Genomic DNA, 26,844 nt, shown 5'->3' on the forward strand with positions numbered 1-26,844 from the left:
CGGTTTCCGGCTGAGCGTCAAGGGATTTAAAGTCTGTTCGCCATCGTATTCAACGCTAACGGCTGTCGAATCAGCCTGATGCTCAGGCCCGCGCCCAGGGCAAGGCAACAGGCAATCGCCATCGTCGCGATAACAAAGGCGTGGGTGATATCCTTTTCGGCGTCGCTGGTTCCCAACGTATTGTAGAAAAGGGTGCCGATGACCGCGACGCCAAGCGCCGTGCTGATCTGCAAAGTCGACGTCGTCACGCCGGCAATCATGCCTGAAAATTCTGGCGCAACGCGGCCGGTAATCATGCGCACCAGTGTTGGCATCGCCAGACCCTGACCAAACCCAATGATAAACAGCAGCGCGCCTGCTGGCGCCATCGGCGGCATAACCTCTACGGTGGTTGCACTAATTAACCCGACCAGCCCGATTAATCCTGCGGCTTCGCATGCCATCCCGATGCTGCACAGATAGTTACCGGCAAAGCGTCGCAGATAAGGCGTGGTTAACGGGCCAGTCAGAAAGCCGGCGCCAAAGGGCAGGAAAACCAGGCCTGCGTTGAGCGCGTCAAAATGTAATGCTTTTTGCAGATAGACCGTAAACAAGAGAAAGAATGCCGCGAGTGAATAGAATAGCAGTGCGATAACCAGTCCCAGACCAATTCCTGGCGCGCCCAGCACGCCAGGATCGAGCAGCGGCGCGCCGCCTTGCTGGCTCAGCCGTGTTTCATAGCGCCACGTCATAAAGGCCAGCAAAGGAACGGTGAGAAAGAGTAGCCATATCCACCAGGTCCAGCCGGTTTCCCGGCATTCAATCAGAGGTATAATCAGCGCACTCAGGGTGGCCGTCACCAGCAGCATCCCGCCCGGATCGAGTTTTCGGGCATTTTTCGCGCGGGTTTCTTTTAATAACCGCACGCCAAACAAAATGACAAACAGCGCGACCGGCAGGTTAATAAGGAAAATGGCGCGCCAGCCCAGATGACAGAGGTCCAGGGCGATCAGGGTGCCGCCCAGCGCCTGGCCGACAACCGCGGCCAGACCAAACACTGCGCCATATAAACTGAGCGCTAACGGCTTCTCTTTTTCAGGGAAAAGGGCCTGCACCGACGCCAGCGCCTGCGGCGCCATAATGGCGGCAGTCGCGCCTTGCAGAATGCGTCCTGCAATGAGCATCCCGGGAGTAATTGCCAGGCCGCATAACAGAGAGGCGCAGGCGAAACCCATTAACCCCAGAAAAAACATTTTTCCCCGGCCATAGAGATCGCCCAGCCGACCGCCAGTCATCAACATCACCGCATAAACGGCAGCATAGGATGAGATAACCAGTTGTTCGGCTGAGGAGGACGCGCCCAGTTCACCCTGGATTGAGGGCAAAGCCACGTTCACAATAAAAAAATCGAGCGGCGGAAGAAATGCGCCAACCAGTAAGAGAGAGAACATCAGCCAGCGGCGCGGTTCGGGTTGCGTAACAGTTAATAAAGTCATAGCAGACTCCACGTGGAAGTAGTGAGAGTCATGATGGTTCTTACAGGATTGTCTGAGAACTGCCATTTTTGTTAGTTCAGCGTTCATTTTTGAACAGAGGGTTTTACGTGTGAGTATCAGGATTGATGCCGATGGCCAGACTCAGGTTTTTTTGCGTGGTGAGCTGGATAATGCCAGGGTGTCTGGATGCCGGTTTAACAGGATAATGTGAGTGCATATAATGTATATTATGTTAAATGAGATATCTGGCATAGCTAGCCGGTGTTATATTGACTGCTGTTCTCTTCCCTTCTGCAACTAAACGTTTAAATAAAAAAGCGCCGCTATCGCCCGGCGCTTGCTTCACTTTACGGCCGGCCGTAATAACCATCCCAGTATGTCGCGGTGGCGCTCTCCAGCATAATCTGACTCTGCTGCTCCGGCCGGTCGGCACTGTACTCGTGTGACGCGATAAAGCTTCGCTGAGCGTCAGGCGTAAATGGCCCATTTTCGCAGTCGCTAAACCTTTTCACACGCTGTTCCGCCTGCTGCTGCGTCAGGCCATTCGCACGGTCTGCCTTGCCCAATTCATAGAACTGTTTCAGAAAGGTTTTCATCCAGCGAATATTATCCGCCCTGAGCTGACGCGTATTGGGATCAAAGTGAATGCTGTCGAGTCTGGCAGCAGTATGGCTGGCATTGCGCTCTACGCTGGTCTGCTGGCCGACACAGGCTGTCAGCAGCAGCGCGGCCGCAAGCATAACGGGAACCTTTAACTTATTCATTTTCATATCCTTATGTCATTCCGAGCGCTAACTATATCCCTGCGTGTAGCGCCCGGCAAACAGGCGCAGAATTTAATCGCTTCAGAATTGAAACGCCTGTTAAAACAGGTAAGCTCCGCTACGGCTGATTAACACTCACGATACTCACCCAGTTGGCATCGCGGCCAACCGGCGCTTCCGCCACGCGCTGCAGCGCTCCGCTCTCCTGCGCAATCGCGTAACTGCCAATCACCCCGCTTTTTTCACCGCTGGCAATCAGCCAGCGCCCGTCAGGCGTAATCGCGATGCCGCGCGGCTGCTTTTCTACCGGCCAGCTGTTAATCAGCTGCAGTTTTCCATCCTGCTGACTGACGCGGTAGCCCGTAACCGTGCTGCTGGTCCGCTCCGTCACATAGAGAAAGCGCCCATCAGGCGTCATGTTGATATCGGCCGCCCAGATGCGCGGCGTGCTGTCGCTGTAGCTGGCGGTGCGCTCAACGCCGTGCTGCAGATGATATTTCTGCGCGACCGCGCTGGGATAGTCAGCGATCTGTGTCAGCGTGCCATCCGGCTGCCGCGCGAACTGCACGATGGCGCCGCTCATTTCACCAACGTTATAAAGAAAGCGGTTATCCGGCGACAGCGCCGAGTGACGCGGCCCGTTTTTCGCCGCCGTCGCGACGAAACCATCGCCGACCGGCGTAAGTTGACCATCCTGATGCAGCGCCAGCTGCAGAATGCGATCGGTGCCCAGCACGCCGACGTAAGCGGAGCGATTTGTCGCATCGACAATCACCGAGTGCGCGGCGTGCCCCGCCTGTATCTCCTCGACAAACGGCGTCGTTACTTTTCCGTGAGCGCCTAAACGATAAACATGCACCACGCCGCTGTCATAGGACGCCGCCAGCAAAAAGCGCCCTTGCCTGTCCAGGCTGATATAGGGATAGCTTGCGGCGGCTGCGCTCTCCGATGCCGGCGTTAACGCCCCGGTTTTGCCGTTGATGGACCAGCTCACCAGCCGCATCGGCTGGCTGCGCACGGCGGCGTAGAGCATTTTTTTATCGGGGCTGATGGCCATCGGCATCACCTTGCCGCCCGCCGGCGTGTCGCCCAGCCGCTTCAGCGCGCCGGTCTGGTCGTTTAAGGCGTAGCGCGCGATAGTGCCATCCTCCGCCGCCGAAACGTAGACAAAGGTCTGGGCCAGCAGCGACCCGCTGAAAACCATGCCGAGCAGGAGAATCGACTGGCGCAGCGCCAGAGAGTTATTCATGTGTTACCTCAGTAAGTTAAGTGTTGTCGCTTCAGGTATACGCGGCCGCACGCGACGGAGTTATGTGTGGCTGCCTGAGGCCTGTTGTGGATTTGCCCAAAATGCCTGCGCATTCATATTGTTACAAAGTTGTTATTTTTATCATTTGTGCAGAAATGCGGGCTGGCTCACTGCGCAGGACGCCGCTAACGCGCTGACCTGCATCAGATTATCAGCAATGACCAATGCGGTTAAATCTGGTCCTGCCCTAACCTGCTACTCTTAGCCTCCACATCTGGAGGATCCATGAATTCACTAATTGATATTTTTACCAGCCATAAAAGCGAACGCAGCTTTACCGAGCAGCCCGTTGACGATGCGATTCTGGATCGCATTATCAGCACCGCGTATCGCGCCCCGACCTCTGTCAACTCGCAGCAGGTTTCCGTCGTCGTTACGCGCGACGCGGCAAAGCGCAAGGAAATCTCCCAGATTGCCGGTGGTCAGCCGTGGATCGCCAAAGCGCCGGTGTTTCTTACCTTCGTGCTGGATATGCATAAATCCCGCGTGGCGATGGAAGCGATCGGCCGCGAGCAAATCGCGCAGCAGAGCATTGAGAGCATCGTATCCGGTTCGACCGATGTGGGTATCGCGCTGGGCTCGGTGATGGCCGCCGCGCGCGCGGAAGGCCTGGGCATCGTGCCGATCGGCGGCATCCGCCGCGATCCTGAGGCGCTGATTAGCCTGCTGGAACTACCGGAATATACCTTCCCGGTCGCGGGCGTGGTTATCGGCTATGTCGATGAGCCGTCGCACCAGAAACCGCGCCTGCCGCTGGAGACCTTCCGTCACGAAGAGGCCTATCGCACAGCAGGCCTGGAGGAGAAGATCGCCGCCTACAATCAGGAGATGGTGCAGCACTGGCAGAACATCGGCCGTTCCGACGGCGAAAGCTGGAGCGAAAGCGTAAGCGGCTATTATCAAAATATCTACTTCCCGCACGTGCTGGGCGCGCTGAAAAAACAGGGCTTCGGCAACGATAAATAACCTCCGCCTGAGCGACGGCCCGCAGATATTTGCCCGCTCGCTATCGCGTTGAGAGTGCGGAGGCGAATAGCCGCCATGCACGGCAAAAAAAAGCGCCCAACCGGGCGCTTTATCTTTTCCTTTCTGCGCGAGGCGCATGCTTGCGTTATTTCAGGCGGAACGCCACCACGCTGTCGCCGCTTTTGGTGCCGAGCGAGCCGTGGCCGCCCGCAGCGATCACCACATACTGCTTGCCATCTTTACCCATAAAGGTCGACGGCGTGGCCTGCGCGCCCGCGCTCAGCTCGGTCTGCCACAGCAGCGCGCCGGTGGTGCTGTCATAGGCGCGGAAGAAGTTATCCGCCGTCGCGCCGTGGAACACCACATCGCCCGCCGTCACCAGCGGACCGCCGTGCGCCACCATGCCCATTGGGAAACCGAGTGGGAAACGGCCAGGCAGGAAGCTGGTGTTGAGGTTTTTCGTGGTGCCGACGCGGCGCAGCCATTCGGTTTTGCCGGTTTTCAGATCGACGCCGACCATACGGCCCCACGGCGGCGCGATGCAGGGTATGCCCAGCTCAGACGCGAACTGCTGAATATGGATAGCGTAGTCGCCGTGGAAGTTTTCATTCCAGTAGGGCGAGCCATCTTTGGTGAACATACGCTCGGTTGCGGTGGCCGGCGTACGTTTGATCAGGTTGTACTTGTAGGCCAGACGCACCGGCGCGGCGATCAGCAGCTGACGCTCGGGATCAACCGCAACGGAACCCCAGTTAAAGACGCCGATATTGCCCGGGAAAATCAGCGAGCCCTTCTCCGTCGCCGGCGTCCACGGATTGCCGTCGTAGCGCAGCTCGCGGAAGCCGATACGGCAGCTCATCTGATCGAACGGTGAAATGCCCCACATCGATTTTTCCGTCAGCGGCTGTGGGATAAAGTTCAGGCTGGACACCGGCTGGGTCGCGGCAAACTTTTCGCCCTCGACGCCGCCTTCGGTCGACACCTTAACCTGGTTAACCGGATAGATCGGCTGACCGGTCAGACGGTTAAGCACAAACAGGTTGCCGGTTTTCGTCGGCAGGATCACCGCCGGCTGCGGGTTGCCCTGATAGTCGATATCCACCAGCGACGGCTGAGACGGATTATCGCGGTCCCACAGATCGTGGTTGGCGCTCTGATAACGCCATTTAAAGGCGCCGGTTTTCAGATCCAGCGCCACCAGCGCATCGCGGAATTTCTCCGTGTTGCTGTTGGGATCGCGCTCGATACCGACTTCATCCGGCGAGGCGTTGCCGAACGGCACGTAGACCAGGCCGTTTTTCAGGTCGGCGCTCAGCGTCGCCCAGGCCACCGGCGTATCCTGCGGATAGGTTGCATCCGCCGCAATCGGCTGGGTGTTGTCAGGCGTGGCGGGATCGAAGTTCCACACCAGACGGCCCGTCACGGCGTCATAGGCGCGGATCACGCCTGACGGGTTGCCGCGGTTGAAGCCGTTATCCATCACCGAACCGCCGACAATCACCAGATTGCCCGCCACCAGCGGCGCAGAGGTTTGCATCAGCGCGTGCGGACGGACTTCGCCCATGTTGGCATGGAGATCGACCACGCCGTTCTGGCCGAAATCGGCGCAGGGTTTGCCGCTGTCGGCATCCAGCGCCACTAGCTGCGCATCGGTTGTGGCGTTAAAGATACGCTTACGGCACAGCGCGGGCTGCGAGGCGCTGTTGGCCGCCGCTGCGCTGCTGGCGTCATAGAAGCTGACGCCACGACAGGTCTGATGCTGCTGCATATAGGAGCGATCCTGCGGCGGCGCGTACTTCCACTTCACCGCGCCGGTTTCCGGATCGAGCGCGTGCACCTCGTTATGCGGCGTACAGAAGTAGAGCATGCCGTTCGCCTTCAGCGGCGTCGCCTCGAAGGTGTACTCGGTGGCGTCGTCGCTCTTACGCAGATCGCCGGTGTGGTAGGTCCAGGCCACCTCAAGATCTTTCACGTTCTCTTTGGTGATCTGGTTCAGCGAGGAGAAGCGCAGCGCGTTAGTGGAGCCGCCATAGGCCGTCCAGTCGTTGCCGGCGCCGGTTGAGGCGGACTGCGTGCGCGCATTGGTGATGGTGCCCTGCTGCGGCAGCGGATCGTAAAAGCAGAGGCCGATCACTAGGGCGATCATAATGACCACCGTGGAGCCGAGGAAAGGATGGAACTTACGCTGGGTAAGCGGGCGCACCACCCAGGGCAGCGCCAGCCACACGCCAATCAGACCAAACAGGTCGCCGCGCGGGATCCACTGCCATTTATCGAAGCCCGCTTCCCAGATTATCCAGAAGAGCGTAATCCACATCAGCAGCGCGTAAAGCGTTAAGGCGCTGCGTTTATTCAGAAACAGCAGTACCGCGGTGAGCAGTAACCCTGCGGCCATCAGCGCATAAAACGCGCTGCCCCCCCAGCAGCAGAAGCTTTCCGCCCATATACAGCATCGCCACGGCGACAATCGCCATCACGATACTGGTTAGCTTGTTAACCATGATCCTTCTTTTCCTCATTCAAGGGACGAAATAAAATAAATACACATAACTTCAACGTTATTTTAACTTAGGTAAATTTTTCGTAAAAACACATTATCTATCCAGGCTTTAGCCAGGCTAACGAATAGCGCTGGTGTCAGCGCGGATAATCCTCTGCGCAGCGCGACATCGAGTAAGATTTCGGCGCGCAATGGTCTGCCGCAGCTAATAGATCACTCTGATTTACCGCACCTTTTGTTCAAGCCGCCGACAATGACGCCACATTTATGTCACTTTCACCGGCGCCGCTGCACCTTAATGATGCGCAGGCGAACCATTAGCCTGCTTATTTCTGCCATGCGTTGGGCCAGTGCCCGGTTAAACGCGCCCTTATTCTCTTCTGGCACCACTCTTGCTTCTCGGTTACTGACCATCATCTTGCAGGAGAAGCCGTATGCAGCCGAGTCGCTATCGTTACGTTATTTTTTCACTGTTATTCCTTGTCGCGCTGATCAACTACATCGATCGCGGCGCGCTGTCGTTTGCCGCTAACGCCATCTCGCAGGAGTACCACTTCAGCAAAGTGCAGCTGGGCGCGGTGCTGGGCTATTTTGGCTTTGGCTATCTCTTTGGTTCGCTGTGCGGCGGCTTTCTGGCGGATCGTCTCGGCACCCGAAAGGTGTGGCTGATGGCGGGCGTGCTCTGGTCTTTACTGGAGATCGCCACCGCCTGGGCGGGCGATTTAGGCGTCGCGCTGTTTGGCGGCTCGGCGATTATGGGCTTCGCTGCCCTGCGCATTCTGTTCGGCGTCTCTGAAGGCCCGGCCTACGCGCTGATGAACAAGGCGATCGCCCACTGGGCGCCGGACCGCGAGCGCGGCTTTGCGCTGAGCATTGGTCTGCTGTCGACGCAGGTCGGCTCGCTGCTGACCGCGCCGATTGCGGTCGGGCTGCTGCTGCTGACCCATGACTGGCGCATGATGTTTATCCTGCTGGGCTGTTTCTCGCTACTGGCGATGCTGCTGTTTGCGCGCCGCTTCAGCGACCTCCCGGAACAACAGCCCGCCGCCAACGCGGCAGAGCGCGCGCTGATCCGCAACGGGCAGCGGCAGGAGGCGCACGACGAGGCGCCGCTGCCCTGGTGGCGCTTCTTCACCAGCAGAACGCTGGTGTGCAACGCGCTGGGCTACTTCTCCTTCCTCTATATCACCTTTACGCTGGTGACCTGGCTGCCGAAATACCTGCAGGACAACTTTCATTACGACCTGCATTCACTCTGGTATGTGGCGATGATCCCCTGGAGCGGCGCCTGTCTTACCGTGCTGCTCGGCGGCCGCATCGCCGATCGTCTGCTGGCGCGCTTCAGCGACCTGCGCGTGGCGCGCAACGGCTTTGCCGCCGTGACGCTGCTCGGCACCGCCTGCTGTTTTATGGCCATCCCCTACGCCGGATCGGCCGCGGCGATTATTGCGCTGATGACGTTAGGCAACGCGCTCAACGCGATGGTCAATAACGTTTACTGGTCGGTGGTGATCGACGTAACGCCGAAAGCCTCTGTCGGCGCCTTTAGCGGCATGACGCTGGCGATCGCCAATCTCGCCTCAATTATCTCGCCAATGCTGTGCGGCTGGCTGGCGGAGTATTACGGCTACAACGCGATGTTTACCGTCACCGCCGTGATTGCGCTGGGCAGTATGCTGGCGATGACCCTGCTGCAGCCCGAGAAACGTCTGCAGCCGCAGCGCGCATCCGGCGTGGCGCAGAGCGCGCTGTAGCCGCAGCGCGCGCCTACAGCTCATTGCGCGCCACCACGGTTTGCAGCGCTTCTCGCGCTTTCACGCGCTGAGCAATCGCCCACAGCTTCGGGGTATTTACCTGAAACCAGGCTTCACGCGGTTGCCAGCGCACCAGCACCGGCAGATAAGCATCAAGCAGCGTGATGTTATCACCGAGCAGATACTCGCCCTCGCCGATCTGCGATTCGAGCCAGCGATACCCCTGTTCGCGATGGGCGCTGGCGCGCTGGCGCAGCTCCTGCGCACCGGCGGTCGTCCAGCGCTGCGGATAGTCGCCGAGGGTAAAGGTGGGATAGATATTCGCCACCAGCCAGACCAGCCAGTGATAAAAGCGCTCGCGCTGCGGATCGCCAGCCGACGGGATCAGCGCAGGATGGCGATCCGCCAGCAGTAGCGCAATGGCGGCGCTCTCCGTCAACACTCGACCATCCGCGTGCTGCAGGGTCGGCACCTGGCCCAGCGGATTAAGCGCCAGCAGCCGATCGCGAGCCTCGCCTGGCTGGTCGAAGCCGGAGACATCTACCCAGCGATAGGGTTCATCGCAGAGGCAAAGCATCAGTTCGCTAATCGCCGATCCCCATCCCGGCGCGCCGTAGAGCGTGAACATAGCCTTCTCCTGTTCGGGTTGTGACCGAATAAGTGTAGTCAGCCGTGGCGTTCGCAGAAGCGCTCGATGTCGCCGGACTGAAAATCTGCCAGGTTCGCCATCAGCTTCTCCAGCGGCCATTGCCACCAGGCGATGCGCTGCAGGCGCGCGGCGATGGCGGGGGTAAAGCGCATGCGGATCGGCTTCGCCGGCACGCCGCCCACGATGCTGTAGGGCAACACATCTTTTGTCACCACCGCGCCCGCCGCCAGCACCGCGCCGTCGCCGATGGTCACGCCAGGCAGCACAATCACACCGTGGCCTATCCAGACGTCGTTGCCGATCGTCACCCGCGCGGCGCGGCGATCGGCAAAAAAGCCGCTGTCACGCGTCGCGTCGGCGTCGTAGTACTCCGGGCAGTAGGTAAAGCGATGCTGCGAGGCGCGATCCACTGGATGATTCGGCGCGCCAAGCCGCACCTGGTTGGCGATAGCGGTAAAGCGGCCGATCTGCGCGTCCGCCACGTGGCAATGTTCACCTATATAGGAGAAGTCCCCCAGCGTGCTGTACTCAAGATAGCTGTGCGCCAGGATCTCGCACTGCTGCCCGACGTGGGTGTCGCGCATGCGCACGCTGTCGTGGATAACCGTCTGCTGCAGTGGAGCGGAAGAGAGAGCGTGCAAAGACATAGAGGCCTCGTCTGGTCGGATATCTGGATAAGTCGCGCATTACGCGCGCCGGAATCAGCGCTGACGGTAACGGGCAGAGATGACAGGCAGAAGACAGCAAGGGGGCGAGACCACGAAAAAAGGCGGAGTGGTTAGCTCCGCCTTTATTCAAGTTCCGGCTAGTGATCCTGGCCGGTCAGTTGCAAAAGGGCAACGATGATCTGCAAGATGACCCGGATGAGATCCAGGAGCAATCTAATCAGTTCCATCACTTTCCTTCTCCTTTACCAGGAGCGCGCTGTTCGGCTACCGAGGCTTTGACTCTACCCGCCGGGCGCCTAAGCACATCTTGTGGAGAGCGCTGAGCGGCACTCGTTGCTAAAGCCACAGGCCAGCACCACCTGATGCCTGCCGGGATTTTCAAAACCGTGCCCCTGGGAGCGGCCAGTCAGCAAGTCGGCTCAGCTTCGCGCTCAACACCTGTATAACCATACAGTATTTTGCCGAAACTTGAAATATTTCTCCGCGCTATTTAGAATCGCAGATGTGGAGAGTGCTGAGCACCTCGTTCGCGGCGCGGTCACCAGCCGTTAAGCGAACAAAAAAAGAAAGGATTTGGCCATGACGCCAAATCCTTTTTTTATGCCTGCGATCCGCTACTGTGCGCTGACGCGCCACACCGTGTTGCCGGCGTCATCCGCAATCAGCAGCGCGCCCTGGCGATCCGCCGCCAGCCCGACCGGCAAGCCGCGCACCTGCTTCTGGTCGTCGGTGAGGAATCCCGTGACCACCGGCTGCGGCAATCCGACCGGCTTGCCGTTCTCAAATTTCACCCACACCACCTGATAGCCGTTAAGCGGCGTGCGGTTCCAGCTGCCGTGCTCGCTGATAAAGGCGCCGCCGCGATACTGCGGCATATTCTCCGCCTGGTAGAAAAGCAGCCCCAGCGGCGCGACGTGCGAGCTAAGGGCGTAGTCCGGCTTAATCGCCTTCTCGACCAGATCGGGACGCTGCGGCTGGGCGCGCGTATCCACATGCTGACCGTAATAGCTATAGGGCCAGCCGTAGAAGCCGTTCTCCTGCACCGAGGTCATATAGTCCGGCACCAGATCGGAGCCAATCTCGTCGCGCTCGTTGACGATGGCCCACAGCCGGTTGCTCTGCGGCTCAAACTGCAGGCCGGTCGGGTTACGCAGACCGGTGGCGTAAAGACGCGTCGCGCCGGTGGCGGCGTCCACTTCCAGCACCGCGGCGCGATGGTATTCGGCGCCGATGCCGTTTTCCGTGATATTGCTGTTAGAGCCGATTCCGACATAGAGCTTGCTGCCATCGGGACTGGCCACCAGCGATTTGGTCCAGTGGTGGTTAATCGGGCCGCCTGGCAGATCGGTCACCCACTGCGGCGGCGTGCGGATCTCGGTTTCCCCTTCCTGATAGGGAAATTTCACCAGGCTGTCGGCGTTGGCAACGTAGAGCGTGTTGCCGATCAGCTGCATGCCGAAGGGGGAAAAGAGGTTTTCGATAAAGGTGTGCTGCTCCCATTTGCCGTTGACGTTGCGCAGCAGCGTAATGCGGTTGCCGCCCTCGCCCCCTTTGCCAGAAGCTTTCTGCACAATGCCCATAATCAGCTGCTTGGGCCGCGTGGTGGGCTTGGCCGGGCCGTTGGACTCCGCCACCAGCACGTCGCCGTTCGGCAGCGTCAGCACCTGACGCGGATGCTTGAGATTCTCAGCGATCTTCTCAATCTTCAGCCCCTGCGCCACCTTCGGCATCTCGCCCTGCTTCCACGGCACCCCTTCCGGCACCTGCATCGGCGGCATAAAGAAGTTTTTCGCTTCCGGCAGTTCTGGATTGGGGCCGGTCTGCTTCTGCGGGTCGAGCTGCGCGCCGCTGTCGCAGCCGGCCAGCAGCGCGGTCAGCGCCAGGGCAATAAGCGTTGGCTTTTTCATGGTGCTTCTCCTTATGCCGTGCGCTGACGCAGCGCGAGTTGAACATTGGCGATCAGCATCAGCACCACCACGATGGTCGACAGGATCACGCCGGACGGCACCACGGCGTAAGCGTCGCGGCTGTGAACAAAGGCATTCAGGATCGCCAGCACGATCGCCAGCAGCGTGAGCCAGAAATGCACCTTCTCTGCGCGATCAGGGCCGCGAAACAGCGCGATCAGGGCGATAAGACGCGGAATAATGGCGATAACCAGCCCGATGGCGATCAGCCAGCTGGCGGCGTGCGTCCACTCCACGACAAAACTGTTCAGGTAAATAATGTCGAAGATCCATGCCGCCACGAAAAAACCGAGCGGCACAGGTTCGAACAGCGTGTAAAGCGCCACGGCGAAAGCCGATCGTCCCGAGGTTCTGGTCATTATCATCTCCATATTATTAGGCGTCTCAGCGCATAAATGCGCCGCGCCTGTAAAATATTAGTAAATATGAAGAAAATGTGCGGAAAGTTTCCGCACAGGATGCGGCGTCCCTGCCGCAGTCTGACCGTCAGCCCTTGTCCGCCGGCAGGGTGACCCAGTAGCCCGGCTGATAAGGCAGCGGTAAAAACTTCTCATGAAATTCACGGAAGGTGGCGTCGGGATCGAGATCGGCGAAGAGATCGGGATGCAGCCATTTCGCCAGCGCCTGAATGGCGACGAACTGGTAAGGGCTGTCGTAGAACTGATGCCAGATGGCGTGCGCGTGGCCGTTGTGCGCCACCGGCAGGGTTTTAAAGGCGTCGCGCATCATTAGCCGCTTCAGGCGCGCTTCGGCTTCCTTCACGTCGGCGCCCGGCCCGACGCCGACCCATTTGCCCACGGTGTTATAGTTTTTCCAGTTGGCGCCGGTCACCACCACCACATCAGGCTGGCTGGCGATAATCTGCTCCGGGTTGAGGGTGCCGAAGGTGCCTGGGATCAGATCCTTCGCGATATTGCTGCCGCCGGCGATCTCCACCATCTGACCGAAGTTTTCATTGCCGAACGACATGCAGCACTCGTCGGTGTAGCCGCCGGCGCGGTCGATCATCACCTTCGGGCGCGGGCCGTGAAAATCGTTTAGCCGCGCGGTAACGCGCGCGATCTGCTGGCGGCGGAAATCGATAATCGCCTCTGCACGCGCGGGCTTATTCAGCAGCTCGCCCATAATGCGGATGCTTTTTTCCGCGTTAACCATTGGCGCTTCGCGGAAGTCGATAAACACCACCGGAATGCCAACCGCCTGCAGCTTCTCAATCAGCTTGCCTTCGTCGGTCGCTGCTTTCGACTCCAGATTCATCAGCACCAGATCGGGCTTCAGGGTCAGCGCCTGCTCGACGTTGAAGGTGCCGTCTTTGGCGCCGCCAAAGGTCGGCAGCGTCTTGATCTGCGGATAGCGTTTTTCATAGGCCTGATAGCCGTCCCAGTCCGCTTTGTGAAAATCGTCGCGCCAACCCACCACGCGCTGAAACGGCGCCTCGGTGTCGAACGCCGCCAGCAGATAGATCTGCCGCCCCTCGCCCAGAATAATGCGTTTCGACTCGGCGGCGACCTCAACCTGACGGCCCGCCACGTCGGTAATGGTTTTGGCCGCAGCCGTCCCCGCTATGCACAGCAACCCCAGCGCTAACATCCATTTTTTCATTGAATTAACCCATACAAATGATAATGAGAATTATTAATGTAAAGTGGCGTTACTATCACGCAAAATGGGTTAAAGGAGAAGAGGCAGCGAAAAATGTTTTTACCGGTGGTCGAGCAGCCCTAGCTCGCGCCGGTCATGGCTGCAAAACAGCGTCACCTTCGCGTCGGCCTGCAGCGAGAGCGCGCGTAGCCGCTGCTGATTGGTGCGCCAGGCCTCGCGATCGCTGCACATCATCCACTGGTAGAAGCGCAGGCCAGGCGTGCAGTGGCGTTCCGCCTGCCGCATCTCCTCACGATAAAACCAGGCGTCGCCGCCGTGCAGCAGCCAGCCGTCGCCCTGCCGCACCGCCACGCCCGCGTGGCCGAGCGTATGGCCCGGCAGCGGCACCAGCAGCACCTCATCGTTGAGATCGTCGAGCGCCCGCACCGCGTCAAAGCCGAACCAGCGCTCCCCGCCGGCGGCGTAGCCGCGCCAGCCGCTGTGGTTGCCCCACTGCTGGGGACGAAAACGCTGCCGCTGCAGCCAGCTCTGGCGCTGCGGCGCGGTCTCCAGCTCTCGCTGCAGCAGATGCACGCGCGCCTGCGGAAAGTCGCTGATGCCGCCCGCGTGATCGAAGTCGAGATGCGTCAGGATGATATGGCGCACATCCTCGGGCTTAAAGCCGAGATCGACGATCTGCTGCCAGGCGCTGAGCCTGCGGTCGAACTGAATATTGTTGAACAGCCGGAAAAAACCCGACAGCCGGCCGCGATGCGCCATATCCTGCAGGCCAATGCCGGTATCCACCAGCACCAGCCCGTGGGCGTCGGTTTCCAGCAGCAGGCAGTGGCAGCTAAGGTGCGCCAGCGGTGAGCGGCTGAATCCGTCGTAGAGCGCGCCGCCGAAGGGACACATACAGCCGCAGTTAAGATGATGAACGCGCATTGTCTTCTCCTTGCCTTTCGCCGTCGCGGCGAAAGAGCCGGTTAATGATGAACGGGTGATGTAACCAATAATGGTCAGCCCTGCCGCATCTGCAAGCGTGAGCGGCACAATCAATGGGGAAGTTTTTCACTGCGGCCTCGCTCACAAATCCACCGGTCTTCGTGAATCTGTTCACATCAGGCTGTGCGGCTGCCCAAATATGCGGCTGCATTTACCCCGCTTTGGCTAATGCGTAAACAATCTGTGAAGGCTAGATTACGAAATGAAACGCCGTTTTACTTTTATTTCACAATAGCAGCAGCAGCCGCATAAGGAGCCTGTGCCGTGAAGATCAGCGCCATTGAGGTCACCCAGTTTACCTATCCCAGCCGGCGTCATGCCGACAGCGCCGGACACTCTCATCCCGGCGACGAAACCGAGGCGCAGATGGCGCTGCTGACCCTGACCACCGAGGAGGGTCACAGCGGTTACGCCTTTGCGCCGCCGGAGGTGATCCGCCCGCATGTGGTCAACGCCTTTTTCCGCAAGGTGCTGATCGGGCAGAACGCCATGGATCGCGAGCGGCTGTGGCAGGATCTGGCGCACTGGCAGCGCGGCAGCGCGCATCAGCTCACCGAGCGCGCCCTGTCCGCCGTGGAGCAGGCGCTGTGGGATCTGATTGGCCGTCGGCTGCAGCAGCCGGTGCACAAGCTGCTCGGCGGCTATCGCGAACGGGTGCCCGCCTACGGCAGCACCATGTGCGGCGACGAGCTGCCCGGCGGATTGTCGACGCCGGACGACTATGCGCGCTTCGCGGAGAAACTGGTAGCGCGCGGCTATAAAGCGATCAAGCTACACACCTGGATGCCGCCGGTGGCATTTGCGCCCAGCCCGCAGATGGATATCAGGGCGTGCGCCGCGGTGCGCGAAGCGGTGGGCCCCGATATCGCCCTGATGCTCGACGGCTACCACTGGTATAGCCGCAGCGAGGCGCTCACCATCGGCAAGGCGCTGGAGAAGCTTAACTTCAGCTGGTTCGAAGAGCCGATGGAGGAAGAGAGCATGGCCTCCTACGCCTGGCTGGCGGAGAACCTCAGCATCGACGTGCTGGGGCCGGAGAGTCTCGGCGGCAAACATCACAGCCGCGCCGACTGGGTGCGCGCCGGGGCCTGCGACATTCTGCGCGCCGGAGCCAACGGCGTCGGCGGCATCGGCGCCACCATGAAGGTCGCCAGCCTGGCGGAGGCGTTCGGCATGGACTGCGAGGTGCATGGCAACGGCGCGGCCAGCCTGGCGGTGGTTGGGGCGATCCGCAACTGCCGCTGGTACGAGCGCGGCCTGCTGCATCCGTTCCTCGACTATGAGCAACCGCCCGCGTACCTGAACAGCCTGATCGATCCGATGGACGACGCGGGCTATGTGCAGCTGCCGACGCGACCCGGCCTCGGCGAAGACATTAATTTCAGCTGGATTGAAACCCATACGCTGAACCGCTGGTAACGCTGAGAGAGAAGTACAGCAAACAACTATAAACCTCTGACCTGCTGGACTTACTTTATGACTATCCGCACCCGCTGCGGCGCGTGGCTCGCCACGCTGCTGCTGCTGGCGGGCAGCGCGTCGCTCCAGGCAAATACGCCTGACGACCAGCTGATCGTCGGCATGAATATGAACAATCTGCTCACGCTCGATCCCGCCGCCATGACCGGCAACGAGGTGGTCGGCATGGTGGTCAATCTCTACGACGGGCTGGTGGAGCTGGATCCGCAGCAGCTGACCCACGTGCGGCCTGCGCTGGCGGAGAGCTGGGACATCAGCCCCGACAACAGCACGCTCACCTTCCGGCTGCGCGACGGCGTGCGCTTTCACTCCGGCAACGCGCTGACCAGCGCCGACGCGCGCTGGTCGATGCGCCGCGTGCTGCATCTCAACCTGGCGCAGGCGTCGGTGTGGAAATCCTACGGCTTCAGTAAAGCTAACGTCGACCAGGCGATCGTCGCCCCCGACGCACGCACCCTGGTGATCCGCCTGCCGAAGCCCAACGATCCCCATCTGGTGCTCTATTCCCTCGCCGCGCTCGGCAGCATGGTGGTGCTCGACAGCAAGACCGTGCAGGCGCACGCCGTCAACAACGACTGGGGCAACCGCTGGCTCACCACCCATGAGGCGGGCTCCGGCCCGTTCCGGCTTGACGGCTGGCAGGCGAAAGATGTGCTGACCATGAGCCGCGCGCCGGACTACTGGCGCGGCGCGGCGAAAATGCAGCGCGTGGTGTTTCGTCATCTGCAGGAGTCGCAGACCCTGCGCCTGATGATGGAGAAAGGCGATCTCGATATCGCCAGCAATATGGCAATCCCGGACGTGCGCGCCCTGCGCGACGATCCCGACCTGAGCATCGACAGCGTGCAGCGCGGCACGATCTACTACCTGGCGATGAGCATGAAGGACGCCCATTTCGCCAACCCGAAGGTGCGCGAAGCGCTACGCTATCTGGTGGACTATCAGGGCATCAACAAAACCCTGATGGCGGGCTACGGCGTGCTGCATCAGCGCCCTATCCAGTCCGGCATGCCGGCGACGCTGCCCGATCCCGGCTATCGGCTCGACATTGCGCGCGCCCGCGCGCTGCTGGCGGAGGCGGGCTATCCCGATGGCTTCGACACCACGCTGCGCGTGCTGGCGGATCAGCCGTTTCTTAACGTCGCCATCGCCATTCAGTCGACGCTGATGCAGGCGGGGATCCGCGCGCGCATGATCACCGGCACCGGCAACCAGATTTACGGCGCGATGCGCGATCGGCAGTTCGGCCTGCTGGTGGGGCGCGGCGGCAGCGGCGTCGAGCCACATCCCCACTCCAGCCTGCGCTCGCTGGTCTACAACCCCGACAACGCCGACAGCGCGCGGCTGACCAATTTCCAGGGCTGGCGCACCAGCTTCTACGACGCGCAGCTCAACCGCATGATCGACCAGGCGCTGACGGAGCGCGACGCCGCGAAGCAGCAGCAGGCCTATTTCGCCATCCAGCAGCGCTATGACCAGCTGATCCCGGCACTGATGCCGATTTCGCAGATGGTCGACTCCGTGGTGGTCAACAACCGCGTCCAGGCCTATCAGCCGCATCCGTCCGCCACCACGTTCCTGCGCGACGTATGGAAAACGCCAGAAAGCCTGGCAGGAGGCACGCCATGATCGCCGCTCTTCCCCAGCTGCGCCGCGTCAGCAGGCGCGCCACCCAGGTCTTCATCACCCTGTTCGGCCTGCTGCTGCTCACCTTTTTTATCGGCCGCGTGATGCCGCTCGATCCGGTGCTGGCGATCGTCGGCCCGGACGCCGATCACGCCACTTATCAGCAGGTTTATCATCAGCTCGGCTTCGACAAGCCGCTGTGGGCACAGTTTGGCATCTACCTGAACAGCCTGCTGCACGGCGATCTCGGCCATGCGCTGCTCACCGGCCAGCCCGTCAGTCAGGATATTCTGCGCGTCTTTCCCGCCACGCTGGAGCTGGCGACGCTGGCGATCGTGATCGGCGCCGGGCTCGGCGTGCCGCTCGGCGTTATCGCCGCGGCGCGGCGCAACGGCGCGATCGACTATGCGGTGCGCGTGGTCAGTCTGGCGGGCTACTCGACACCGATCTTCTGGGTCGGCATGGTCGGCCTGCTGCTCTTCTATGCGCATCTCGGCTGGGTCGGCGGCGCGGGCCGCATCGATTTCAGCCTCGACGGCGTGGTGCCGCGCCGCACCGGCCTGATGCTGGTGGACGCCCTGCTGGCGGGCAACGGCACGGTGTTCTGGAACGCCCTTAATCATCTGGTGCTGCCCGCCTCGCTGCTCGGCTTTCACTCTCTCGCCTACATCAGCCGCATGACGCGCAGCTTTATGCTGGCGCAGCTGTCGCAGGAGTTCATCCTGACGGCGCGCGTCAAAGGGCTGACGGAGTGGCAGGTAATCTGGCAGCACGCCTTCCGCAACATCCTGGTGCAGCTGCTGACGGTGGTGGCGCTCGCCTACGGTTCGCTGCTGGAGGGCGCGGTGCTGATCGAGACGGTCTTCTCCTGGCCCGGCTTCGGCTCCTATCTCACCGGCAGCCTGATGCTGGGGGATATGAACGCGGTGATGGGCTGCGTGCTGGTGGTCGGCCTGATTTTCGTGCTGCTCAATCTGCTCTCCGACCTGCTCTATCAGGTGTTTGATCCGAGGACCAAAGTATGACGCTATCGATCGATACGCCGACAACCGGCCGCGCGCGCGAACGGCTGGCGCGCTGTCAGCGCTGCGCCGCGCGCGCCGGCCATTTTCTGCTGCGCATGGCCCGCAATCCGCTGACCGCTATCGGCGGCACCATCGTGCTGCTGCTTTGCCTGACGGCGCTGTTCGCCCCGTGGATCGCCCCTTATCATCCACTGGTGCAGGATCTCGACAATGCCCTCAGTCCGCCCGGCGCGCAGCACTGGTTCGGCACCGACGAGTTTGGGCGCGATATCTTCAGCCGACTGGTGTGGGGCGCGCGCATTACGCTCTATATCGTGCTGCTGGTGTCGGTCACCGTTGGCCCAATCGGGCTGCTGCTGGGCGTCACCGCCGGCTATTTCGGCGGCAAGGTGGACGCGGCGCTGATGCGCGTCACCGATATCTTTATCTCGTTTCCCAGCCTGGTGCTGGCGCTGGCGTTCGTTGCCGCGCTTGGCCCTGGGCTGGAACATGTGGTGATCGCCATTACCCTCACCGCCTGGCCGCCCATCGCGCGTCTGGCGCGCGCCGAAACCCTCTCCCTGCGTCAGGCGGACTTTATCTCCGCCGTGCGGCTGCAGGGCGCGTCGCCGCTGCGCGTGCTGTGGCGCCATATCGTGCCGCACTGCCTGCCCTCGGTGATTATCCGCATCACCATGAATATGGCGGGCATTATCCTCACCGCCGCCGGGCTCGGCTTTCTCGGCCTCGGCTCGCAGCCGCCCGCGCCGGAATGGGGCGCGATGATCGCCAGCGGCCGTACCTACATGCTGGAGTGCTGGTGGGTAGTGACCGTGCCGGGCCTGGCGATCCTGATCAACAGCCTGGCGTTCAACTTCTTAGGAGATGGCCTACGTGACCTGCTCGATCCCCGCAGTGAGTAACGGCGCGCCGTTGCTGGACGTGCACGATCTGCGCGTCGATTTTGTTAACGGACGTCACAGCACCCCGGCGGTGCGCGGCGTCTCCTTTCAGCTTGGCCGGGAGAAGCTGGCGATCGTCGGCGAATCCGGCTCCGGCAAATCCACCGTGGGCCGCGCCCTGCTGCAGCTGCATCCGGCGAAGGCGCGCGTCGAGGCGGCGCGCATGCGGTTCGGCGACCTCGATCTGCTGCGCGCCAGCCCGGCGCAGATGCGCGCGGTGCGCGGCCGGCGCATCTCGATGATTATGCAGGACCCGAAATACTCCCTTAATCCGGTGCTGCCGGTCGGCGAGCAGATCGCCGAGGCCTGGCGCAGCCACCATCGCGGTGAAAAAGCTGCGGCGAAAAGGCGCGCGCTGGAGATGCTGGAGGTGGTGCGCATTCGCGAGCCGGCGCGCGTCTATCGGCTCTATCCCCATGAGATCTCCGGCGGCCAGGGGCAGCGCGTGATGATCGCCATGATGCTGATCACCGAGCCGGAGCTGGTGATCGCCGACGAGCCCACCTCCGCCCTCGACGTTTCGGTGCGTCTGCAGATTCTGGCGCTGCTGGATGAGCTGGTCAAAGCGCGCGGGCTGGGGTTGATTTTCATCAGCCACGACATCAGCCTGGTGCGCAGCTTCTGCGACCGGGTGCTGGTGATGTACGCCGGCCGCGTGGTGGAATCGCTGGCGGCGGCCGATCTGGACCGGGCGCAGCATCCCTATACCCAGGGCCTGCTGGCGGCGCTGCCGGATATCGATCGTCGTCGCAGCCGTCTGCCGGTGCTGCAGCGCCAGGCGAGCTGGCTATATGAATAAGGAGCGCAACATGATCACTGTCGAGGGGCTGAATCTCAGCTTTGGCGAAGCGGCGGCCAAAACCCAGGTGCTGTCTGCTGTCTCGCTGCGCGTCAGCGAAGGGGAAATTTTTGGCCTGGTGGGCGAATCGGGCTCCGGCAAGACCACGGTGCTGAAGTGTCTGGCGGGGCTGTTTACCCACTGGCAGGGCGAGCTGGCGATCGCCGGCGAGCCGCTGGGGCGCCGCCTCGATCGCGCGCGCTGCCGACGGGTGCAGATGGTGTTTCAGGATCCCTACGGCTCGCTGCATCCGCGCCACACCATCGGCGATATTCTGGAGGAGCCACTGCTGATCCACGGTATCGGCCAGCGCCAGGCGCGCGTGGTCGCCATGCTGGAGAAGGTCGGACTCAATCGCGCCTGGCAGACGCGCTATCCCCACCAGCTCTCCGGCGGTCAGCGCCAGCGCGTCGCCATTGCGCGCGCGCTGATCCTCGAGCCGCGCGTGCTGCTGCTGGATGAGCCGACCTCGGCGCTCGACGTCTCGGTGCAGGCGGAGATCCTTAACCTGCTGAGCGATTTGCAGCAGCAGGCAAATCTCACCTACCTGATGGTGACCCATGATTTAGGCGTGGTGGCGCATCTCTGTCATCGCGTGGCGGTGATGCAGCAGGGGCGCGTGCTGGAGACGCTGGACGTGCCGACGCTGGTGGCCAACCGCGCGGCGATGCCCTATACGCGCATGCTGGTTAAGGCGAGCCGTCACTACAATCCGGCGCTGGCAAGAGAGGTATAAAGAGAAGCGCGCGGCAGACGCCGCGCGCAGAGAGAGCGTTACTGGGTAATCTGACGCACGAAGTCGGCGATGTCCGGCACCTGGCCGTGCTCGAACAAACAGTGCTGCAGGCGCGGGCCGCTTAGCGCGGTGCGCACCAGCTCCGGGTCCAGCGCGCGCAGCGTGTCGAGATAGTTCTCTTTCAGCATCGCCGCTTTAACCTGATTGAGGATGCCGGCGTTGCGCACCTGCGGCTCTTTACGCTCCGGCGGATAGCCCAGCCCTTTTTCGCCGGTGAAGGCTTTCTCAAAAATAAAGCGCAGGTTCAGCTCCGCGCCCCAGCCGAAGCCTTTGGCGAACGGCAGCGACAGCGCGTTGCCGTTGTTGATCTGGGCGAAAAGATAGGCGTCCGCCGGATCGATGCAGTAGCCGCAGACCACGCCAGGATGCAGGTTCAGAGACATCAGCGCGCCCTGTCCGGTGCCGCAGCCGGCGATAACGAAATCGACCGCCTTGCTGTTGAGCAGCACGCTGGCCATGATGCCGAGATGAATATAGGTCAGATGGTGATCCTGTTCGTCGCTCATGCCGACGTTAAAGACCTGATGGCCTAACGGCTGCGCCACGTTTTCCAGCTCCTTGCGCACCACCGCGTTTTTGGCGGCCTGGCTGTTTTCCATCATTAATGCGATTTTCATGATCTGCCCTTAAGTATTTATGAAACATCGTTTCATTTTAATCAAAAGCGGCTAAAGTGCATGGGTTAATCGCGCGCCGTGGTGTGAGTCACTTCACAAAAACAACAGCGCATCGCTTTTTATCGCGGAGGAGCAGAGATGTTTGTTTACCGAACCCAGACTCAGCAGGAAGAAGCCGGTAACGGCGTTACGCGACGCGTGCTGGCACACGGCGGCGCAATGATGGCGGTGGAAGTCACCTTTGAAGAAGGCGCGGTCGGGCCGCTGCATCATCATCCTCATGAGCAACTGACCTATGTGTTAAGCGGACGTTTCGCCTTTACCATCGATGGCGTGACGCAGGAAGTCGGCGCGGGCGACACCCTGTATAAGGGGCCAAACGTGGTGCACGGCTGCCTCTGCCTGGAGGCGGGCACGCTGCTGGATACCTTTACCCCGCAGCGTGACGATTTTCTCTCCTGAGTCGCCGCGCCTCAGGCGTGCAGGAAGCGCCCCGGATAATCTGAGGTCACCGGATGCTGCGTGTCATAGCGGCCAAACAGCCGGTAGCGGTTCAGGGCGATGCGGTTGTAAAAAAAGTTGCTGATGAAATGGGGAATAAACAGGCCCGGCAGCGACAGCAGGCCCCAGGGAAAAGGCAGCAGCCGCATAACGCGCAGAATCGCCTCGGCGCGGATCCAGTGACGGTCGCCGTCGATCAGCACAATGGTGCGAATATTTTCATCAGGCAGTCCGGCAAAGCGCAGCAGCGCCTTGCCCTCTTCGCTCTGCACCGCCGCAAAGCGGACGCGGCGCGACAGCTTCAGGCGCAGCAAGAGGTTAACCCAGCCATTGCAGATTTTGCACACGCCGTCATAGAGCACGACTTTTTCGCCCGGTTTGAGAAAGGGTGGCAGTGACATAATCCTCTCCTTTTAGATGACGGTTAATGATTAAGTACGGTCATTAACTGCTCATACGTCAAGCGATTACAAGGGATAAAAAAACCGGCGCGGCGGCCGGTTGAGGGTTATCCCTGCTGATACAGTGAGTTATCGGGTGCAAATAAAGTGGTGCGCGGCGGCAGTAATTGCTGCCGCAGCCAGCGTTCCGCCCCTTCTGTGTCCGGCTGACAGGCGTCGACCCGCAGCAGCGGACCGGCACCCATCGGCTGCGCCTGCTCCGCCAGCCGCCGCAGCTCCGGCAGATATTCCGCGCCGGGATGGCCAGGCATGCGGCTCGACAGCCGCGCCTGATAGCGTGCGACCGCCTCGTCAGGAGAGATCGCCATCCACAGCTCCAGCGCCCGACTGACGCCTGCGCTTGCCAGCCCCTGCTCCAGCGCGCTTTTCGGCTGGAAACCGAACCAGGCGTCGATCAGGTAGACGCAGCCAGCCGGCGCCTGGGCGACAATCTGCCAGATCGCCTGATAGGCTGCGCAGCCCAGCTGACGATTACGCTGTCGATCGACCGGCGCGAAGCTCGCCATAAACGGCTCTTTAATGCTGTCGAGCGTCAGCACCGGCAGAGCGAGCCGCGCGGCGAGCGTGCGCGTCAGGCTGCTCTTGCCTGAAGCGGGAATGCCGTTCACCAGCACCACCTGTCTGGAATGTGTCGCGCGTGTCATAGGATGTCGATCACCTCCGCTACGCTGTTCGCCTGGCGCAGCCGCGTCAGCGTCGTCTCATTATCCAGCAGCGACACAATGGCGCGGATGCCCTCTTCGATGTGCGCGTTGCTGTCGCGCGCGCCGAACATAATCACGATGTCCGCTTTGTCGCTGCCCTCAAACGAGATCGGCTCCGCCAGCAGCAGCAGGCTAAAGCAGTCTTTCACCACGCCGCTTTCCGGCCGCGCATGGGGAATAGCGATCCCCTCCTCAAACACGTAGTAGGCGCCGTGCGTCAGCGTATTGGCGATCACCGCCTCGGGATAGGAGGCTTTCACATAGCCGCCGCGGATCAGCGGCTGCGCCGCCAGCGCGATCACCTGCCGCCAGTCGTCGGCTCTGACGCCGATTTGGATGGCGCCCGCCTCCTGTAAACCCTGTTTAATACTCATCAGGTCTCCTCAGATCGACTTGCGGGTCAGCGTGCGCAACGCATCCATTTTGACGAACAGGCCATCTATCTCATCGCGGTGACGTCGACTTTTCGCGAACAGGCTCAGCGCCCGGTTATAGACCACCATTAATTGCTTCTGCGCCTCGCCGTCGCGCGCGTTCATCTCCAGCCGCTGCTCCAGCGCGCCTATTTCAGCGCTCAGCTGCGCCGCCTGACGATCGATGTCCGCTTCATCCGCGCCCTTATCGGGGGCTGACTTTTTCATAAATCCAAACATAGCCTCTCCTGCCCCGACTCGCGCCGGGTCATTACTGGTTTAATCGGAAATCAGGCGAATTAACGGAACAGCTGGATCTTCTCGACCAGCACGTTGGTCACCGCGTCGTTGGCCGGCACCAGAAAATTACGCACGCTGTCGTTGACCTTGCCCTGTTCAAAGGTCTGTTTACAGCGCGCCACCCACTGCACGTTCATTTCGGTGCCGACATTGACCTTCTCGATGCCGCTACGCACCGCCAGCCGCATATCCTCGTCGCTGACGCCGGTGCCGCCGTGCAGCACCAGTGGCGTGGCGGTGGCGTGAGTGATTTCCGCCAGCCGCTGATGCTGGATATGCGCCTTGCCGGTGTAGAGGCCGTGAACCGTGCCGATGGAGATCGCCAGCATATCGACGCCGGTTTCATGCACGAAGCGCCGGGCGTCCTCTACGGTGGTGAAGGCAATCGCCTCCATCGCCACCACCTTGCCATCTTCCGAGCCGCCGATTGCCCCCAGCTCCGCCTCGACCGAGACGTTGCGCGGGCGCGCCATATCGATCACGCGGCGCGTATTGGCGATATTCTCCTCAATCGGCAGATGCGAGCCGTCATACATTACCGAGCTGAATCCCGCGTCGATCGCGGTCTGAATCGCCTCTAAATCTGAACAGTGATCGAGATGCAGGCAGGTCGGCACATTTTTACTCGCCGAGAGCGAACAAATCGCATCCACCAGCAGCCGATGGCCTAAGTATTTCGCGGTGCCGGTGGAAATCTGGATCATTAAAGGGCTGTTGGTCTTTTCCGCCGCCTTAAAAAAAGCGGGCAGCATTTCCAGACAGTGCAAATTAAAGGAGCCAAGCGCTTTGAATTCGCGTTGTTTAGCCACCTGCAGCAGATCGGTAAAGTTATACAGACTCATGGAGTTTTTCCTCACGGGGCTTAGTGGATTTTCCGTTAACAAACCAGGCGATCAGGGTAATAAAGAGCACGAACAGCGCGACGAACAGCCAGTTGCCCTGGAAGGCGTGGCCCAGCACCAGGCCGGTGCTGATGACGTCGGCGTCGCTGAAGGTCACGCCGGTAAAACCGTAGCTTTCCAGCATCGGCACCAGAATGGCGGGCAGCAGCGTAATGAACAGGCCGTGCACCACGCCGCCGATCATCGCGCCGCGCCGGCCGCCCAGCGCGTTGCCAAACACCCCGGCCGCGCCGCCGGCGAAAAAGTTAGTCAGCAAACCCGGCAGGATCATCGCCAGACCGAACAGGGGAAAGACGATCATGCCGATGATGGAGCCGAGCGTGGTGGCGAGAAAGCCGACGATGACGGCGTTCGGCGCATAGGGAAACAGCACCGGGCAGTCGAGTGCCGGTCTGGCGTTGGGCACCAGCCGCATCGCGATGCCGCGAAACGCCGGCACCAGCTCATTGAGCAGCAGCCGCACGCCGCTGTAGAGCACGAAGACCCCAGCGACAAACTGCATCGCCTGCATAAAGGCGTACATCAGGTAATTCATGCCGTTGCTGTACTGGGCAATAAAGGCGGGACCGGCGGCCAGCGCCGGGATGAGGTACATCGGCACCATAACGATGCCCATCGCGAGGTAGGTGTCCTGCAGGAATTTAAAGTTGTCCGGCAGCTTGAGGTCTTCCGTCGAGCGGGAGCTTTTGCCGATCACCTTCGCCACCGCCGCCTGCACCAGATAGCCGATGGTGCAGAAATGGCCGAGAGCGATATCGTCGGAGTCGGTAATGCGGCGCACAATCGGCTGTGCCAGCGCGGGCATCACCACGGCCATTACGCCGCCGAAGATGCCGCCGGTCAGGATCAGCGGCAGTCCGGTCAGCCCCGCCTTATAGCCGATTACGGTGCCGATGGTGGCCATCCACAGCAGCGCCTGGCCGGTAAGGAAGATATATTTAAAGGGCGTGACGCGCGCGATAATAATATTGACGATAAAGATCACCAGCAGGGTCAGCGCCACTTCCGATCCCAGCTCGCGGTTGGCCAGCCCGGCGATTGCCGCCACGTCCGTAATATAACCCTGCATGCCAAAGCCGTGGGTAAATATGGTGTTCAGGAAGGTGAGCGCGCCGACGATAATATTAATGCCCGCCATCATAATCAAAAAGCCCAGCAGGGTTTTAAAGGTGCCTTCCACCACTTTCCCCGCCGATTTACGCTGCAGCAGCAGGCCGATCAGCGCAATAAAGGCGATCAGAATCGAAGCCTGGCCCAGTAAATCTTTCACCAGAAAATTAATGACGCTATTCATGATTAACAACCTTCGCGCTGCGATCTTTTAAAAACGCCAGGATCTTCTCTTCAATCTCGCCTTTATCGGTAAGACGATTCAGCACAATGACGCGCTTCATCTCTTCCGGCGTGGCGTCGGCATTTAATACGTCGGCAAAGGCTTTTTGCGTCAGAATAATGTCGGACTTAAAAGCGTTGGCTTCCGAGATGGTGGTGTGATCGATGTCGGCGTCAATTTCCAGCTTTTTTAATACCGCCTTTGCGCTCATTTCGATAGCAAAACTGGACCCCAGTCCGCAGCCGCAGACACATAAAATTTTAAGCATGG

Annotated in this window: 26 protein-coding genes and 1 pseudogene; 9 read left to right on the forward strand and 18 right to left on the reverse strand. The window is 60.8% G+C overall.

Annotated features, from left to right (window positions below; all coding sequences use genetic code 11):
- Window positions 1-26: 26 nt before the first annotated feature.
- From MC269_RS09425 to MC269_RS09435, 3 genes are all read right to left on the reverse strand, one after another.
- Window positions 27-1,475: an MFS transporter gene (locus tag MC269_RS09425; protein ID WP_239952201.1), complete on the reverse strand. Its 1,449-nt coding sequence runs from the start codon at window positions 1,473-1,475 to the stop codon at window positions 27-29.
- A 347-nt stretch (window positions 1,476-1,822) separates the two neighbouring features.
- The gene (locus MC269_RS09430; RefSeq protein ID WP_239952202.1) at window positions 1,823-2,239 is read right to left on the reverse strand and encodes an Exc2 family lipoprotein; all 417 of its coding nucleotides are present in this window, start codon (window positions 2,237-2,239) and stop codon (window positions 1,823-1,825) included.
- A 118-nt stretch (window positions 2,240-2,357) separates the two neighbouring features.
- Window positions 2,358-3,488 carry a beta-propeller fold lactonase family protein gene (locus MC269_RS09435; protein WP_239952203.1) on the reverse strand — a complete coding sequence of 377 codons (1,131 nt, stop codon included), beginning with the start codon at window positions 3,486-3,488 and terminating at the stop codon, window positions 2,358-2,360.
- Window positions 3,489-3,773: 285 nt separating this feature from the next.
- On the opposite strand from MC269_RS09435, the gene MC269_RS09440 reads away from it, so the two are divergent.
- A complete protein-coding gene (locus tag MC269_RS09440) occupies window positions 3,774-4,514 on the forward strand; it encodes a nitroreductase family protein (RefSeq protein WP_081137571.1) in 741 nt (246 codons plus the stop codon).
- A gap of 145 nt (window positions 4,515-4,659) precedes the next feature.
- Here MC269_RS09440 and MC269_RS09445 read toward each other — a convergent pair.
- Window positions 4,660-7,015, reverse strand: a pseudogene (locus MC269_RS09445) (membrane-bound PQQ-dependent dehydrogenase, glucose/quinate/shikimate family).
- A gap of 433 nt (window positions 7,016-7,448) precedes the next feature.
- On the opposite strand from MC269_RS09445, the gene MC269_RS09450 reads away from it, so the two are divergent.
- The gene (locus tag MC269_RS09450; protein WP_239952205.1) at window positions 7,449-8,768 is read left to right on the forward strand and encodes an MFS transporter; all 1,320 of its coding nucleotides are present in this window, start codon (window positions 7,449-7,451) and stop codon (window positions 8,766-8,768) included.
- Between the two features lie 13 nt (window positions 8,769-8,781).
- On the opposite strand, the gene MC269_RS09455 is transcribed toward MC269_RS09450, so the two are convergent.
- The 6 genes from MC269_RS09455 to MC269_RS09480 form a co-directional block, all read right to left on the reverse strand.
- Entirely contained in the window at window positions 8,782-9,396 is a 615-nt protein-coding gene (locus tag MC269_RS09455; protein ID WP_239952206.1) for a glutathione S-transferase family protein, read from the reverse strand.
- A gap of 38 nt (window positions 9,397-9,434) precedes the next feature.
- Complete coding sequence (locus MC269_RS09460; RefSeq protein WP_239952207.1) at window positions 9,435-10,064, reverse strand: DapH/DapD/GlmU-related protein; 630 nt, start codon at window positions 10,062-10,064, stop codon at window positions 9,435-9,437.
- Window positions 10,065-10,699: 635 nt separating this feature from the next.
- The gene (locus MC269_RS09465; RefSeq protein ID WP_239952208.1) at window positions 10,700-11,992 is read right to left on the reverse strand and encodes a sorbosone dehydrogenase family protein; all 1,293 of its coding nucleotides are present in this window, start codon (window positions 11,990-11,992) and stop codon (window positions 10,700-10,702) included.
- An 11-nt stretch (window positions 11,993-12,003) separates the two neighbouring features.
- Entirely contained in the window at window positions 12,004-12,411 is a 408-nt protein-coding gene (locus tag MC269_RS09470; RefSeq protein ID WP_081137559.1) for a DUF2231 domain-containing protein, read from the reverse strand.
- Between the two features lie 127 nt (window positions 12,412-12,538).
- Complete coding sequence (locus MC269_RS09475) at window positions 12,539-13,654, reverse strand: ABC transporter substrate-binding protein (RefSeq protein ID WP_239952209.1); 1,116 nt, start codon at window positions 13,652-13,654, stop codon at window positions 12,539-12,541.
- 99 nt (window positions 13,655-13,753) lie between these two features.
- On the reverse strand, window positions 13,754-14,578 hold the full coding sequence (locus MC269_RS09480) for an MBL fold metallo-hydrolase (protein WP_239952210.1): 825 nt from the start codon (window positions 14,576-14,578) through the stop codon (window positions 13,754-13,756).
- A 324-nt stretch (window positions 14,579-14,902) separates the two neighbouring features.
- On the opposite strand from MC269_RS09480, the gene MC269_RS09485 reads away from it, so the two are divergent.
- Genes MC269_RS09485 through MC269_RS09510 form a run of 6 tightly spaced genes read left to right on the forward strand, consistent with a single transcriptional unit; the run spans window position 14,903 to window position 21,283 of the window.
- Window positions 14,903-16,057 (forward strand): mandelate racemase family protein, encoded by a 1,155-nt coding sequence (locus tag MC269_RS09485; RefSeq protein ID WP_239952211.1) that lies wholly within the window; start codon window positions 14,903-14,905, stop codon window positions 16,055-16,057.
- Window positions 16,058-16,114: 57 nt separating this feature from the next.
- A complete protein-coding gene (locus tag MC269_RS09490; RefSeq protein ID WP_239952212.1) occupies window positions 16,115-17,746 on the forward strand; it encodes an ABC transporter substrate-binding protein in 1,632 nt (543 codons plus the stop codon).
- Window positions 17,743-18,768, forward strand: a complete 1,026-nt coding sequence (locus MC269_RS09495) for an ABC transporter permease (protein ID WP_239952213.1) — start codon at window positions 17,743-17,745, stop codon at window positions 18,766-18,768. Before MC269_RS09490 ends, MC269_RS09495 begins: the two co-directional genes overlap by 4 nt.
- Complete coding sequence (locus MC269_RS09500; RefSeq protein WP_239952214.1) at window positions 18,765-19,670, forward strand: ABC transporter permease; 906 nt, start codon at window positions 18,765-18,767, stop codon at window positions 19,668-19,670. The genes MC269_RS09495 and MC269_RS09500 overlap by 4 nt, the downstream gene beginning before the upstream one ends.
- The gene (locus tag MC269_RS09505) at window positions 19,642-20,508 is read left to right on the forward strand and encodes an ABC transporter ATP-binding protein (protein WP_239955100.1); all 867 of its coding nucleotides are present in this window, start codon (window positions 19,642-19,644) and stop codon (window positions 20,506-20,508) included. The genes MC269_RS09500 and MC269_RS09505 overlap by 29 nt, the downstream gene beginning before the upstream one ends.
- 10 nt (window positions 20,509-20,518) lie before the next feature.
- Window positions 20,519-21,283, forward strand: a complete 765-nt coding sequence (locus tag MC269_RS09510; protein ID WP_239952215.1) for an ABC transporter ATP-binding protein — start codon at window positions 20,519-20,521, stop codon at window positions 21,281-21,283.
- A 38-nt stretch (window positions 21,284-21,321) separates the two neighbouring features.
- Here the strand turns inward: MC269_RS09510 and MC269_RS09515 are convergent, their stop codons facing one another.
- Window positions 21,322-21,960: an RpiB/LacA/LacB family sugar-phosphate isomerase gene (locus tag MC269_RS09515; RefSeq protein WP_239952216.1), complete on the reverse strand. Its 639-nt coding sequence runs from the start codon at window positions 21,958-21,960 to the stop codon at window positions 21,322-21,324.
- Between the two features lie 138 nt (window positions 21,961-22,098).
- Between MC269_RS09515 and MC269_RS09520 the strand changes: the two genes are divergently transcribed.
- Window positions 22,099-22,422, forward strand: coding sequence for a cupin domain-containing protein (locus tag MC269_RS09520; RefSeq protein WP_239952217.1), 324 nt, complete (start codon window positions 22,099-22,101; stop codon window positions 22,420-22,422).
- Window positions 22,423-22,433: 11 nt separating this feature from the next.
- On the opposite strand, the gene MC269_RS09525 is transcribed toward MC269_RS09520, so the two are convergent.
- From MC269_RS09525 to MC269_RS09555, 7 genes are all read right to left on the reverse strand, one after another.
- Window positions 22,434-22,862 (reverse strand): thiol-disulfide oxidoreductase DCC family protein, encoded by a 429-nt coding sequence (locus tag MC269_RS09525; protein ID WP_081137544.1) that lies wholly within the window; start codon window positions 22,860-22,862, stop codon window positions 22,434-22,436.
- Between the two features lie 107 nt (window positions 22,863-22,969).
- Complete coding sequence (locus MC269_RS09530; RefSeq protein ID WP_239952218.1) at window positions 22,970-23,566, reverse strand: ATP-binding protein; 597 nt, start codon at window positions 23,564-23,566, stop codon at window positions 22,970-22,972.
- Entirely contained in the window at window positions 23,563-24,000 is a 438-nt protein-coding gene (locus tag MC269_RS09535) for a PTS sugar transporter subunit IIA (RefSeq protein WP_239952219.1), read from the reverse strand. The genes MC269_RS09530 and MC269_RS09535 overlap by 4 nt, the downstream gene beginning before the upstream one ends.
- 9 nt (window positions 24,001-24,009) lie before the next feature.
- Window positions 24,010-24,279, reverse strand: a complete 270-nt coding sequence (locus MC269_RS09540; protein ID WP_239952220.1) for a hypothetical protein — start codon at window positions 24,277-24,279, stop codon at window positions 24,010-24,012.
- Window positions 24,280-24,338: 59 nt separating this feature from the next.
- On the reverse strand, window positions 24,339-25,181 hold the full coding sequence (locus MC269_RS09545; RefSeq protein ID WP_239952221.1) for a class II fructose-bisphosphate aldolase: 843 nt from the start codon (window positions 25,179-25,181) through the stop codon (window positions 24,339-24,341).
- The gene (locus MC269_RS09550; RefSeq protein WP_239952222.1) at window positions 25,168-26,535 is read right to left on the reverse strand and encodes a PTS sugar transporter subunit IIC; all 1,368 of its coding nucleotides are present in this window, start codon (window positions 26,533-26,535) and stop codon (window positions 25,168-25,170) included. The genes MC269_RS09545 and MC269_RS09550 overlap by 14 nt, the downstream gene beginning before the upstream one ends.
- Window positions 26,528-26,842, reverse strand: a complete 315-nt coding sequence (locus tag MC269_RS09555; protein WP_239952223.1) for a PTS sugar transporter subunit IIB — start codon at window positions 26,840-26,842, stop codon at window positions 26,528-26,530. Before MC269_RS09555 ends, MC269_RS09550 begins: the two co-directional genes overlap by 8 nt.
- Between the last annotated feature and the right edge of the window lie 2 nt (window positions 26,843-26,844).

It is taken from the genome of Pantoea sp. Z09 (genome assembly GCF_022394795.1).
Taxonomy (GTDB): Bacteria; Pseudomonadota; Gammaproteobacteria; order Enterobacterales; family Enterobacteriaceae; genus Pantoea; species Pantoea latae.